Annotated in this window: 11 protein-coding genes; 2 read left to right on the forward strand and 9 right to left on the reverse strand. The window is 34.6% G+C overall.

The annotated features are described in order from the left end of the window. Positions 1-3 precede the first annotated feature (3 nt). From Q3V31_RS22350 to Q3V31_RS22380, 7 genes are all read right to left on the reverse strand, one after another. Positions 4-1,014 carry a PD-(D/E)XK motif protein gene (locus tag Q3V31_RS22350; protein ID WP_329767221.1) on the reverse strand — a complete coding sequence of 337 codons (1,011 nt, stop codon included), beginning with the start codon at positions 1,012-1,014 and terminating at the stop codon, positions 4-6. After that, the gene (locus Q3V31_RS22355) at positions 1,007-3,706 is read right to left on the reverse strand and encodes a Z1 domain-containing protein (protein ID WP_329767222.1); all 2,700 of its coding nucleotides are present in this window, start codon (positions 3,704-3,706) and stop codon (positions 1,007-1,009) included. Before Q3V31_RS22355 ends, Q3V31_RS22350 begins: the two co-directional genes overlap by 8 nt. Beyond that, positions 3,687-5,171: an ATP-binding protein gene (locus Q3V31_RS22360; RefSeq protein ID WP_329767223.1), complete on the reverse strand. Its 1,485-nt coding sequence runs from the start codon at positions 5,169-5,171 to the stop codon at positions 3,687-3,689. Before Q3V31_RS22360 ends, Q3V31_RS22355 begins: the two co-directional genes overlap by 20 nt. A gap of 92 nt (positions 5,172-5,263) precedes the next feature. Further along, positions 5,264-7,072 carry a DNA cytosine methyltransferase gene (locus Q3V31_RS22365; protein WP_329767224.1) on the reverse strand — a complete coding sequence of 603 codons (1,809 nt, stop codon included), beginning with the start codon at positions 7,070-7,072 and terminating at the stop codon, positions 5,264-5,266. 278 nt (positions 7,073-7,350) lie between these two features. Then, positions 7,351-8,307, reverse strand: a complete 957-nt coding sequence (locus tag Q3V31_RS22370) for a tripartite tricarboxylate transporter substrate binding protein (RefSeq protein WP_329767225.1) — start codon at positions 8,305-8,307, stop codon at positions 7,351-7,353. Then, positions 8,304-8,981, reverse strand: a complete 678-nt coding sequence (locus Q3V31_RS22375) for a response regulator (RefSeq protein WP_071733591.1) — start codon at positions 8,979-8,981, stop codon at positions 8,304-8,306. Before Q3V31_RS22375 ends, Q3V31_RS22370 begins: the two co-directional genes overlap by 4 nt. A gap of 19 nt (positions 8,982-9,000) precedes the next feature. After that, a complete protein-coding gene (locus Q3V31_RS22380; RefSeq protein WP_329767226.1) occupies positions 9,001-10,590 on the reverse strand; it encodes a sensor histidine kinase in 1,590 nt (529 codons plus the stop codon). A 225-nt stretch (positions 10,591-10,815) separates the two neighbouring features. Here Q3V31_RS22380 and Q3V31_RS22385 point away from each other — a divergent pair, with 225 nt between their 5' ends. Then, complete coding sequence (locus Q3V31_RS22385; protein ID WP_088291272.1) at positions 10,816-12,138, forward strand: MFS transporter; 1,323 nt, start codon at positions 10,816-10,818, stop codon at positions 12,136-12,138. 690 nt (positions 12,139-12,828) lie between these two features. After that, complete coding sequence (gene blaIII / locus Q3V31_RS22390) at positions 12,829-13,776, forward strand: class A beta-lactamase BlaIII (protein WP_016128807.1); 948 nt, start codon at positions 12,829-12,831, stop codon at positions 13,774-13,776. A gap of 217 nt (positions 13,777-13,993) precedes the next feature. Here the strand turns inward: blaIII and Q3V31_RS22395 are convergent, their stop codons facing one another. Next, complete coding sequence (locus Q3V31_RS22395) at positions 13,994-14,152, reverse strand: hypothetical protein (RefSeq protein ID WP_002087303.1); 159 nt, start codon at positions 14,150-14,152, stop codon at positions 13,994-13,996. A 151-nt stretch (positions 14,153-14,303) separates the two neighbouring features. Then, entirely contained in the window at positions 14,304-14,465 is a 162-nt protein-coding gene (locus Q3V31_RS22400) for a hypothetical protein (RefSeq protein ID WP_000633654.1), read from the reverse strand. Between the last annotated feature and the right edge of the window lie 246 nt (positions 14,466-14,711).

The raw sequence follows: 14,711 nt of genomic DNA on the forward strand, positions 1-14,711 counted from the left end.
TGTTTATTTCAAATTAAATACTTCTTCTAAAGACACCTTAAAACTGTTACAATGCGATAAGTCTATTGAATATGAGACATTAGTAATACCTAATGGCAAACTTTCCGAAGTTAGCTTCGGAAACTCTTTATTTGCATTGTATGCTATTTCCTCATGTACAAAAAAGTAGTGTTCATTATATTCTTCACTCATTACTCCAACTTCTAATAATAAATCTTTAAATTTCACCGCTAATGAAGGTGCTCGTTCAATGAGTTGTTCTTCTATCACTTCAATAATATTTTGCAACGATTTCCCTATAGAATCGTTTACTTCAATCTTTAATACATATAAAAACAATTTACTAGTAACTGGATTCAGTTCTAATTGCTTCTCATTCGAGATTTTAATTTCATCTCTTATTTTAGGGGCAACAGTTTTAATTTCCACACCACTATGTTTACCTACAAAATCTATTCGATTTTTCAATGGACCTTTCCAGTCCTTAATAATTAACGGTGGTTCATGAGGGAATTTTTCAAGCCATTTATTAATATAATATAACTCTCCAAATAACCCCATTTCTTCCTCTAAGTTTAATTTAAAATCCCTTTTTCGCTTAAAGAAATTATGCCAGCGATCTAATACTTCATATATCACTGTATAAAGTGGTGATTCCTCTTCTACTAAAATATGGTCCACCAAATTTTGTAAAATCCGTTCGAAAATTTCTTCACCATCCTCTACAACTTGAGAGATGATTAAGAAGTTTTTTTCTTTTAAGGGACCAATTTGAGAAAAATATTCTTGTCCTATATCAATCCCTCTCCATTTTGGAAAAGATTTCAGCTGCTCTTCATCCCAATTTTCATTTGTAATATCCACATAAATTCTTCGTTGCAAATTTAATAAGTCTACACCAATTAAAATAAATGGTCTTTGAAAGTAAATCGGTTCTAAACGATAGATATCATCTGATTCCTCATTTTTCGGTTGATCGATTAACAACTTAAATCTTTCTGAGATATTAATCATTCATACCACCCATTCCCACTGTATTATTGTAAATATAAGTCCCTTTTTTCTTTATTGTATCTTCAGAATTTATATCCGCACCCGATGCCTCTGTCAGATCTGGGAATGAGAATGCTAAACCGATAGGCACAAGATCTTCACTAAAATCAATATCTAGTTTCTTAAATGGCCTAACTTGTGGATGCAATGGATAAATTAATAAAAGTGGGTTTTCATTCGCTCTTAGCCCTATATTCACTTTTTTATCTGTAGTTTTATTTTCAATATCAACGAATTCTTGATTTGCTGCAACAATAGCACCTAAATCTACCACACCGATTCCTTTACTTTTATCCTGAGCAATACTACGAATAACTGCACTTTCAATCGACAAGTTCCCTAAATTCACTTTCCATGGTGCTATCTCATTCTCAAGTGCCTTTGGGCTATTTAACGTAGCCTTCGTAACGTCCACAACCGCTACATTAAATTTCTCTAATTGCTTTTCTTTGTTCATTTTACTAATGTAATCTGCAATTTTTTTACTATTAACAATTCGGGCAGAAGAAATCGTTTTATAATTTTTCAAGAACTCTATAATAACTTGACTAGGAACATTTTTAGCCAGATGGTACTTAGTACCTTTAGTACGCTCATTAAATTCCTGTTCTATATTATTAATAAGTTGAACCGTTGCGTTCATATTATTTGAATAGAATTCCTTATTCTTTTCAAAACTACGCGTTTGTTGCATTGTTCCTGTATAAGTGATCGGCGATTCTGCTGTACCCATTTTTGCCGGACTCGTAACTTTCATTGTATTATGTGTTAACATTTTAATTGCGTACTCTTCTGGTGTCATACCATCTTCCGCTATTTTATCAAATTCTTCTCTTAGCTCGCTCATAACTCTTGCAAGATATTCAAAGTTCTCGGCAATTTCTTCACTAGTATAAATACGACATAGATCCATGTATCCGTTACGGAAACCGAACCAACGGCCCATCTGCATTAAAGTGTCATACATAGAACTACCACGATAATAATAAGAAATCGTTAAACCTTCTAACGTTAATCCCCTGGATAGTTTGTTTCCTCCAATGGCAATAACATACAATCCATTTTCTTTGTGCTTATCATATTCGAGAGCATCCTCACTCTCCCCATTGATTTCCATAACTTCAACCTTGCTCGCAATTGATTTAATTTCTTTATAAATTTCTTCCCAAGCAAATACACGAAATTCTTTTGAAGATTCACAACTACTTTGCACTTCTAAAAAATCATCTTCATAAATTTCTTTTAGTTTACTAATGTATGTACTCTTTGAATTGTAAATCAAATCATTTGATAGTTTTTTATAAAAACCTTTAATAGTACTGCACATAGAATTTTGAACATCTGTCAGTCTTGAAGTATGAATTAGCATTGAATTATGCTCGCCATTCTGTCCCCTTAAATTTCTAATAGCTCCAGCTAATAAGAACGCTAATATTGCTTCTTCCATAGATTGTGGGACTTCTGTAAATAATCCTGCATTATCCTTCGTTCTCATCCTATCTAGTATAGATGTATCTTCCGAACTTAAATATCTAATAAACATTGGCTTATTGTCTTCGAGATATCCCGATGTATTAAAATATTCGTCTGGCCCACAATAACCCTCCGGTTTAGGCAACGCAATTACAAAATCCTTCGGGTATAAATCTTTTCCTACTTCAATATGATCTGCATTTGCTTTAATTAATAGATTAGCAAATGGTGTAGCTGTATATCCCACATACGATTTTTGATCAAATAAATTTAATAGTTCCCTAATCAACTGATTAATTTTACTAGGATCATCAGTATTTTTCCCTGAAGCATCAACGCTAGCTTGATCCGCTTCATCATCTATGATCAATACTGGTGGATTTATTTCTGAGTGCTTAATACTCGTTTTAATTAATTCAATTAATTTAGGTAAGACATCTTTTTGCTTCTTTACAACCAGTAAAATTGGTTTATCTAAATTTTTAATACCAATCGCATTATTAGTAGAAATATCATCTTGTACCGTAGTCCAAGTTTCAATTTGTGTACCGCCCGTTTTAATAAGTGCTACACCTTGTTTTTCATCTGTAATACTATCAACAGTACCCACTACTTCTCGCTCTAAACGTAATTGTGTTTGCGAGCGTAAATCATTGTGCATACCCGCTAAAACAATGATTAATTTATATCCTATATCAAATGCTTTATTGACTACACCTGTAAAATTTGCTGTTTTTCCAGATTGTACATACCCTAGAACTAGCCCTCTTTTATCAAACTTATGTATACTTTTAGGATCTCCAATACTTCTCAAAACTTCATTAGTCGTATCATCAATTGTTGCTATTGTATTATGCGGCCAATGTTTAATTTCTTTTAAATATTTCTCATATCGTGCCCAAAAATAAGAGTATGTTGGATGTGTCTCTTGAAACCAAGCGATATTATCCTCACTTCTAATTGAAGTTGCTTTACGTACATTTATTGAACTATATTGTGCATAAGCCTTTAAAGATAAACCCTCCAAATGTTTCATATCCAAATCAGCATGTTTTTTTATTATTTGTTTTTGAGCATGTTCTATCGCTAAATCTATTGGATTACCAAAGCCTGAATTTTTAAAAGCTGTGTATAAAGTATCTACTATAGCAAGATATTCCTTAAGAATTACTTGGTACATCTACATTCACTTCTTTCTCAATAATCATTTTAATTGTATGAATCTCTATTCCCTCAAATCCAGCCATCATAGAGATCGTTTCTGCGACTTTTTCAACATCTAACTTAATCCCTGTACTTAACAGAATTTCTGCATAATCAATAATTAACTTTCTAGATTTTTCATCAATTTGTTGTTCCACTTTTTTTACCATATTAGCAGTTTGCAACAGGTTGTTAGGTGAACCTAACTCAATTAATTTTAGATATACATTTAATTTTTTTCTGACATCATCACTTACATTCTTTAAAATTTCAGTTAATACCGGATGCGTTCTATTTAAAATATAAAAACTATTTATATCATCTCTAGCTAATTCCCATGTATTCAAAGTTCCCTTTATTTTTTCACCAGTTCTAGTTGCTTTTGTACGATATAACATGATTTCTTGTGATATCTGCCTATAATGTTTAGCTATTGCCATTAAATCCTCTTTTACTTCATCTGGAACAGAAACAGTTGACTTCTTTACATCTATTTTCCAATCATCATCGGCCGCATTTGAAAATTCTATTTTTATTCGGACAAGCTCTGAAGGGATATCCTTTGAAAACATCCCAAACCAATCACCAAAGCTAACCATTCTACCTTCCCGATAAATATAGAAACCTTGTTGATCACGCCAACCTTTTACTCCACCAGCACTCTTATAATCTAGCTGATTAAATGTAGATGGATGTGGCAATACATAAGGGGTAATCTTAACTTTCTTTTTATTAACCCTAAGTAATTGCTCTTCCCCTTCAATCCTTCTCAAATTCCCTTCTAAAAATGGATTCCAAGGAGTTATCATGTTTTCATTAATAGAGATTAATAAACCATTTTCTAACTTGATATGAAATACCATTTCTAAATATTTTTGAATACGCTTTACCTTTGAATAATAACTTTCCTGCTTCAATACCTTATGTGTGCCAAACCCACAAAATCGATCTAATCTATCTATAAAAACAATAGTTCCACTATCTTCCTCTACTTGCCCAACTTTAGCCTTAACCTCATCCGGAATCGATTGATATAGTAGCCATTCATTTTGATCACTAACATAATCTAAATCCCAGCAACGCTCAGAAATTATTCCATCTTTCTTCGTAATAATACATAGCCGTTTCCCCATAGAAAACGCTGCTGTCTTTAACCCCATTCCAAACCTGCCTAATTCTTCTTTGTTTCTCTTTTCTCTAGGATCCTTCGAGCCAATTGTCATTGCTCGTTGTAATTCATCATCTGTCATACCAATTCCATTGTCTTCTATTCTTATATAGCCATTTCCCATATCATACTCAAATTCAATATGAATATATTCAGCCTTTGCATCAATGCTATTATCAACAATATCAGAGATAGCTGTTTGTGCATTATAACCAATACTTCTCAACGCCTGAATTACAGGTGCTGCAGAAGGTTTTGTATATATTGTATCCATAATTACCACCCATTTTTTTACTCTTACATTATTCTAGCAAATTCATATAAAAAAAACAGCAATTCATCTACAAATGAATTGCTAGTTTTATCCTATTTGAAATCATCCTTTAAATATCGATTAGGCTCTTCTCCTAAATAATGCAACATTTTCTCCGCTATCGCTCTAGCCATCAAAGGAGGGACCGCATTACCAATCTGTTGATATTGTCTATCTTTAGATCCCTTAAAAATGTAATTATCCTTAAAAGATTGCAATCTAGCTGCTTCCCTTATACTTAATGCCGTGGCTTTCGTCGGATGTTGCCACATTGACTTTCGAACATTAATAACTGTTGGTGACGGAGTATCATAATTCAATCTCAAATATACCGTATTTTGCGTTCTAGATGCATCGGTATATGACACGTCCTTAAGCTCAGACGAGAGACTATGGAAATTTTTCCCGTCCGTTCTCTTTATCTCTTCAAAACGTTGCTGACTTAATGGCTCACTGTCTGTATTTATATGATTATAAATTACATTATCGTTCATACCTGAACGATAATAATGTTGCATTACAGTTTTATTCAGATCAATATTATAGTCAATCTTATGAGATTCAGTACTTTTAACAGGAGTAATACCTTCTAGATCACCAATTGCATCTCTCACAGTGAAATCTACTTGGGTATATCTCTCAGGAAACTTAATTTTCTTATACTGTGTAGCACTTGATTTTATTCCTAAAATCATAAACCTTTGACGTTTTTGCGGAACAAAATAATCATTTGAATGAACTGTCCCTTTCGCTACTTCATACCCTAAATGCTTAAAAAACTTTTCTAAATATACAACAATATTATAGGACTTTACTTTAACAATAACCTTTAATTTTTGATCCACCAATACGAGCGGATCCCCTAACTTTACAATACGCTCCTCTTCAAGCTCTCTCAAATATCTTAATAGTTGATTAACCTCAACAAATCCCTGTAAACTCGCTAATGTTTCTTCATTACTCTCATTATTACCTTGAATCAGTTTCTTAAATGACTCGACAGTTTCATTAACTATATTCACCAGACGTTCTTCATCTTCTAATTCACCGAACTTATATTCAGAAAGGGATTTTATAATTTTTTGAATCTCTTTCAATTCTTTTTTCTCTTTAGGGCCAATTGGATTATAAAGCTTTTTCTTCTTCAATTTGCGGACTACACTTCTAATTCTTGAAAGCTCCATTTCACTTGTAATAAATGGTTGCATACATGTAACATTTAAAATTTGATTAAGTAAATTTTCATATTCTACCTTATCAGTTTCAAGTAGAATTAATTCATCTTCTTGCCAAAAAGGTTCTTCGTCACCGCTTATATCACTTAAATGTCGCTCAGAACTATACATATAAATAGAATCTTCTACATGTTCCGTGACAAAAAACTTATGTGTAGGGGAACTCATCGTTTTAACATTCTCCATTAAAAAAGCTACTGGTCTAACCGTATCTATAGCACGTGCATATTCTTTTACAAGCTGATTATTACCTGAAATCAAATAATTCTTTTGCCTATTAGCATTCGAAAAACCTTGGCAAGGTGGCCCACCAATTACAACCGTTTCTGATGGATCAATTCCTTTTTGCGTTATAAACTCATTAAAATCAATGCTACTTATATCACTTATTTCACTATTTTTTGGTTTTATTATTATGTCTTTATTATTTTGGTGATTACATATATAAGTTTCAACAGCTTCCTTATTAATTTCTACAGCTCCAACTATTTCAAATCTCCCTGTTTGCTCAAAACCATTACTTAACCCACCAGCGCCTGCAAATAAATCAATTATTTTATACTTTTCTTCTAAATTTTCATCTATATTATTTCTCACTTTATATTCATACCTCTCAAGAACATACATTCTACTTTTTCCTTCTATACAGCAGCATACACCGAATAGGTGTAAAAATCAATAACTGGAAGAAATTAAATTTAAATATCATCTCAAAAAACTTCTTATATTATGTACGAAATGCACTTCGGTTATTATGTTTACAATAAGTAAATATCATAACATGACAAGACTCCTTTTAAAAATACTTGAAGGCTAAATAAATATAATCAAAATTACATATATAACATTAATTGCTAAACGCAATTTCCCATATCTAAAAACATATTAAGTATCCCCCACATTTTTCAGCCCTCCCCTCTCATATCCCTTACTTTCTCCTCCAAAAACCCCCTCGTCTCCCCACTATCCTTATAATAAGAATTCCAACCCCTCTCCCTCAAAATCCCCTTCCAACTATCACTCTCAACCATCCTTTTAATAATGCCATCCCAATAAGCAACCTCTTCCTCTGTCATATCTTTCGGGCCCATAATACCTTTCCAGTGCTGGAAGATAACGTCGATTCCTTGTTCTTTCCATGTTGGTATTTCTGGTAGTCGGTCTAGGCGTTTTGGTGCGGATACGGCTAGTATTTTTATTTTGCCGGATTTGTATTGTTTTTCGGCTTCGGATAGGGTCATGGTTGCGGCGTTGATTTGTTCGTTCGTTAGGGCGTTTATAATTTTTTCTTTGTTTTCGTAGACGAAGAATTGTAGTTCGGCTGGGTTTATGGCGAATGCTTTGCTTACTTGTACAAATGATAGGTGATCGTCGTTTCCTAGGCCGGGGGCAACGCCGATTTTGAAGTTTTTCTTGTCTTGTTTTAGTTGTTCCATTAGTTCGCTTGCGTTTTCTATGCTTGATTCTTTTGAGACGACAACGACTTCCCAGTCTGATGCTAATGTTGCGAGCGGGGTGAAGTCTTTATATGTTAATTTACTGTGGCCTAGTAGGTTGTTCGTTATGAGTAAGCTTGAGTTAATCGCCAGTACGTGACCGCCTTTTTGTTTCGTATATTTCCATCCGACGTCACCGCTGCCACCTACTTTGTTTGTGACAGTGATTGGTTTTGTGAAGATTTTTTCTTCTGTCAGCGTTTTTTGCATCGCTCGTGCTGTTAAGTCCCACCCTGCTCCTTGAACGTTTGGTGCAACGATTTCTACTTTGTCTATGTTTACTGTATTCGTTTGAGTTTTTTCCGAAGAACAACCCGCTATTACTCCTGTCATGATCCATATACATAGTAATAATCGTTTTTTCATAGTCCTCGTCCTATGCGATATTTTCGTTCTGGTCGTCCGATAATGCCGTATGTGTACTCTACTGTGCATTCGTTTGTTGCTACTAAGTATTCTAGGTATCTTCTTGCGGTTGTTCTGGAGGCTCCCATTTGTTCTCCCATTTCTTCTATTGTAATGCCCTCATCGAATCCTTTTATAATCCCTTTCACCTTTTGCAGTGTTAATGGATCAACACCTGTCGGTAAGTTTTTCATATCTGTTACTTGCGAGGTACCGAAGAAGTTATCGATGAGTGCTTGATTTACTTCATTGTTACTATGTAATAATTGCTTCTTTCTTTTATAGTCTTCAATGGTTCGAACAAATTTATCTAACGTGACCGGTTTTATAAGGTAATTGCTTACGCCGTTTCGAATTGCCTTTTCTAACATATAGTTTTCATTCGCCGCTGTAACCATAATGACGTCAACGTTTGGAAAGTCAGCATGGATTTTCGGTAATAAGTCCGTTCCAATTCCATCTGGTAAATAATTATCTAATAGAAGTAAATCGATTTCTTCCCTTTGTAGTAGTTCCATCGTTTCTTTTGCGTTCAATGCTTTTCCAATCACTTTTACGTCTTTTATTTTTGATAAAAACTCTTCCTGAATTTGCGCGACGCGGAAATCATCTTCTGCGATTGCAACCTTCAACATATGCCCATCCCCCTGTTTGTCATGTACTTTCTCTCAATGTTTTTGGAAGGTAAATTGTAAAAATAGCTCCCCCATTTTTCTCGTTTTGAATTTCAATTGTTCCTTGTAGTAGATCTACCATTTCTTTTACGTTTGCTAGTCCGTAACCACGATCATTTCCTTTCGTTGAAAATCCTTTTTGAAAAATAGTTGCGATTTTTTCTGTCGGTACTCCCGCTCCACTATCTATCACTTCAAACACAATATCGTGTCCAATATCCGTAACAAAGAAGGAAACATTCTTCTCCTCTTGTGCACTCACCGCATCAAACGCATTGTCGATTATGTTTCCAACAATCGTAATGAGGTGTGAAACTTTTATATGGTCTGGTAATGGCTGAAGCGCACTATCTCCTTCAATATGAAAATCAATTTTCTTCTCAGATGCTGTTCCGATTTTTCCTAATAAAATAGCTTGTACTTTCGCATCATGAATTTGATGGAATAAAATATGGTTTTGGCTTTGATGAATATTAGATTCTTGTTGAATAAATTCAATCGCTTCTTTGTAATGTCCTAACTGAAGTAATCCTGATAAAACGAACAGCTTATTTGTAAATTCATGCGTTTGAGCACGTAAGTCCTCGGAATATTTTCTTACCTCAGATATTGTGTTCACAAGGTTTTGCAGTTCTGTTTTATCTCTAAAACTACATACAACGCCTACCGTACTGTTATTTTCGAGTATTGGTGTCATGTTTAAAATGAATACTTTATCTTGAAACGCTATTTCTTGATCGTTTTCTAGCACTCTTTCCATATTAAAGTCCGGTAAAACTTTTGAAATGTGCTGCTGCATATAATCATCATTTACATGTAGCATCTCTTCTGCCGACGTGTTCATCATCGTAATAAAACCGGTTTGATCAATGGCGATAATCCCTTCTTTTATAGATAGTAGTATCGCGCTTCGTTCCCGGTATAGCGCTGCGATTTCATTCGGCTCTAAACCGAGTGTATCTTTACGAATGCTACGTGCTAAAAGAATGCCACCAACAATTCCAGCTAGTAATACAGCTAAGGAAAAGAGTATAATTTCTTTCGTTCTGCTCAGTATGTTAGATTCAATACCTTTTATTAAAAACTCTACTGTCACAACACCTACAACTTGATCGTATTCTCCGTTATGAACAATAATGGGCGCCTTCGCCATTAAGGCTGGGCCACTTACTCCCTTTCCTTCGAGCGTATAGTATCCTCCAAAAGTAAGTGCTTCATAGTTATATGGATTGTTACTTTTTGTTCCAATCAACTCAGAATTAGAATGTGAATACATAACCCCATAACGATCTTCTATAATTACATAATCTGCACCAGCTTGCTCACGAACTTGTTCCGCAATGGATTGAATAGTACTTTTATGCTCGTTATATTGAAAAGCATCTTTTATAGCTGGCATAAAAGAAAGAGATTTAGCTGTTTGTAGTGCTAGCTGCTCCACTTGGCGCTTCGTATCAACGGACTGAATGTAAACAAATATTCCCGCTAATAGAAGAACAACAAATAAAATTAACGTAATAATTAAGCTTACTATTTTCGTTTGTAATGACACCTTGCGTGATTTCTTCATACTCCATACCCTTTGATAAAATATTCAAAACTATCAATCTCCTTTTTCTATTATTATGACAAAACTAATAATGAAGCAACTATAAAAACTCTCCATGTACATAAAGTACAAAAAGAATAAAATTGTCATAATATTGAGATTTCAACTCGAGAACAGTACAATTCAACTATATTGAACGCGCTTTCATAATTATCATTTTATTTATAAGCAAGAGGAGGAATTATTATGGCTCAAGCAAAATCTAACCGAGTCGCTGGCAATATCTTTAAAGGTTCCGTCGGCAATTTAATTGAATGGTACGACTGGTACGTTTACTCTGCTTTCGCTGTTTACTTCTCAGCAGAGTTCTTTCCTAAAGGAGATCCAACGAGTCAGTTACTGAACACAGCAGCTATTTTCGCAGTCGGATTTTTAATGCGCCCTATCGGAAGTTTATTAATGGGACGCTATGCAGATCGGCACGGACGCCGGGCAGCATTAACGCTTTCCATTACAGTTATGGCCGGTGGTTCTTTAATTATCGCCTGTACACCTAGTTACGAAAGCATCGGTATTATGGCGCCAATTATTTTAGTTCTTGCTCGTTTACTGCAAGGGTTATCACTTGGCGGAGAGTATGGAACTTCCGCAACATATTTATCTGAGATGGCTAGTAGTGGACGCCGTGGTTTTTATTCAAGTTTTCAATATGTAACGCTCGTTGCTGGACAGATGGTTGCGTTAGGCGTTCAAATTGTTCTTCAGCAATTACTAAGCGAACCAGATATGAAAGCTTGGGGATGGCGTATTCCATTCATTATTGGAGCAATGGGAGCAGTAGCTGTATTATGGCTTCGACGTACAATGGATGAATCAGAGCAGTTCTCAAATATGGAATCGAAAAACCGCGAAAGCGCAGGAACCGTTCGCGCTCTTATGAAACACCCGAAAGCAGTATTAACAGTAGTCGGCCTAACACTAGGAGGCACTGTCGCATTCTATACGTACACAACATACTTACAAAAGTTCATGGTAAACACAGTCGGTCTCCCGAAAGAAGTTGTAAGCTGGATTAACTTTGCCGCACTACTTATATTCGTTGTACTTCAACCAATTGCAGGGCTATTATCCGATAAAATTGGACGCCGCCCACTATTAATGGCTTTCGGTATTCTCGGAACGTTACTAACAGCACCAATCTTCTTCTTTATGGAAAAAACGACAGACCCAATGGTAGCATTCTTACTCATGATGGTCGGTCTCATTATCGTTACTGGTTACACTTCCATTAACGCAATTGTAAAAGCCGAACTCTTCCCAACTGAAATTCGTGCACTTGGCGTAGGTTTACCCTATGCACTAACTGTTGCGATATTCGGCGGAACAGCTGAGTTCATCGCATTATGGCTAAAGAGTATTGGGATGGAATCACTATTCTACTTCTATGTAGCTGGATGTATCGCGATAAGCTTTATTACGTATTGGCGTATGGATGAGTCATCGAAGACTTCGCAGATTGAGGCGGAGCTTAATGGTGGAGATAAACTAGCTAATAATAAATCTAGTTAAAATTATGTATTCTATGTTCTTCGTTTACCTGAATTCGATTTGCTTTATCTAAAAAAGCATAATTCATTAATATACAATTTAAAAACCTCTACTTATATGTAGAGGTTTTTGTATGACGAAAAAACGCGTAGTTCCATTGTTATTTTACAAACCCCAAATTCTTCCTCATCTTAAAGTGGAACAAATTTATCCCTTAGAGTGTCTAATAAGTGTATTTCTAATACTAGTTGTCCAGATTGGATACAACATATCCCGTTTGACATCTATTTTTATGTATTACAAAAAAAAGAAAGGACTTATTATTCCCAAAAGTAAAAAGTATGTATTGTAATACTTTCACAGGTGAACCATTACAAGTGGAAACAAAAAAGAAACAGCCCAAACCGTGACTTATCAATCATATAAAGTGAAACTTTAATCAGTGGGGGTTTTGTTCATCTCCCGCTGATTATCAGCCCTCACCAATCGGGATTTTACGGGCAGCCCGACCCCCACCTAACTTCTTTGCTTCCGCTGAATTTTGAGGTGGGGGTCTTACTGCCCACAAATAGCGGGATAAACGTTTTGGATGTCCTTTAACCTGTGAAATTTTAGCTACAGTAGTATTGTTACCCTATGCCATCTTTAATTGCATTGGTATTTAGAATACCTAGACAAAATCCATATATTCTTGAAAGAGGTTGAAAATTTATGTTCGTTTTAAACAAGTTCTTTAACATTTTACATTACAAAAAGATTGTGCCTGTAGTATTACTTTCATGTGTATCACTTATAGGTTGTTCCAATAGTAACACTCAATCTGAACCACCTAAACAAACGAATCAAGCTACTCAAATTAAGCAAGAAAATACAGGTAATCAATCTTTCGCTAAACTTGAAAAAGAATATGATGCTAAGCTTGGTATTTATGCACTGGACACAGGTACGAATCAAACTGTTGCTTATCATTCAGATGATCGTTTTGCATTTGCATCTACATCTAAATCATTAGCTGTGGGCGCTCTTTTACGCAAGAACTCATTAGAAGCTCTTGATCAAAGGATTACGTATACTCATGAAGATCTTTCTAATTATAATCCAATTACTGAAAAGCATGTTGATACAGGAATGACGTTAAAAGAACTTGCAGATGCTTCTGTTCGATATAGTGACAGCACAGCACATAATTTGATTCTTAAACAGTTAGGAGGGCCCTCTGAATTTGAAAAAATCTTGAGAGAAATGGGAGATACTGTTACTACTTCAGAACGATTTGAACCTGAATTAAATGAAGTGCATCCAGGAGAAACACATGATACCAGTACACCAGAAGCGATAGCTAAGACACTTCAATCATTTACATTAGGAAATGCACTTCCAACAGAAAAACGTGAACTATTAGTAGATTGGATGAAGAGAAATACAACTGGAGATAAATTGATTCGTGCGGGCGTACCAAAAGGATGGGAAGTAGCTGATAAAACAGGCGCGGGATCTTACGGAACAAGAAATGATATCGCAATTATTTGGCCACCAAATAAAAAGCCGATTGTTCTTGCTATACTTTCTAATCATGATAAAGAAGATGCTAAATACGATGACAAACTTATTGCAGACGCAACCAAAGTCGTGTTAAATACCTTAAAAGCTACGGAATAAATGATAATAGGTTAAAAGTTTTCTATTTTAGGCGGGTGTTTTCATCAACTAAAAATTTAATAGTGTCCCAAAAACGAAATTTGGTGCTAACTTGTAATAAAAGGATCATTTTTATTGTTTGGGGATAAATCGTTCTTTAAGCTTGATGGCGATTTGGTGCTATCCCTAAAACATCTGGACTTTAATAGCCAACTAAAAAATGCAAACAAAAAGACCTTTAATCAGTCGTTTTGTTTGCATTTCCTTTTTCTAGAACCACAGAAAAGATAAGTACTATAGTTAACACCATAATAAACCTTACTTCACTTCCATCACTTACAAAAAATGAATACAAAGTATAAATTAAAATTAATATTCCATAAATAACTTTGTGCAATGAACTCCCCCCTTTTTTGCCGTATATATTTTAGTGTAAAAATTTAATTCAAGCCCTATATCACAATGAAAATAAAAAGCACCTGTGATATACACAAAGTGCTTTTCTCTTGTCAATTTATCTATTTTTACTATATTTATCTATTTTCTTTTTATAACTCAAATTTCTTCGAATCATACTTTTCTAGAGTTTGCTGCAATTCATTTTGTTCATATGGAATATGTTTATCTGTCTGTACATCTTCAACATTTTCTCCACCTGTTAATAATCTCCTGTACTTAAAAGAGTGCCCTGTTGATACTGTTGTAATCATTTTGTATTGCCCTCCTTTTGTTTGACTACTTGTATCATAAAACAAGTATCTGAAGTTGATATGTAGTTTATCTAGAGTGTATGTAAATTTAAAAAATCTCTAATAAAATGTTTATGTTGTAACGTTACCACCAAAACTAGCGCTTCAAACACCATGATTTGAAGAGACAGTAACCCATATTCTAGTTTGAATTCCTCCTACAGTTCTATATTGAGTAAAACTAGTTAATCCCTATAATATAAAAAG

This window comes from Bacillus nitratireducens (assembly GCF_036320425.1).
GTDB classification, from domain to species: Bacteria; Bacillota; Bacilli; order Bacillales; family Bacillaceae_G; genus Bacillus_A; species Bacillus_A nitratireducens.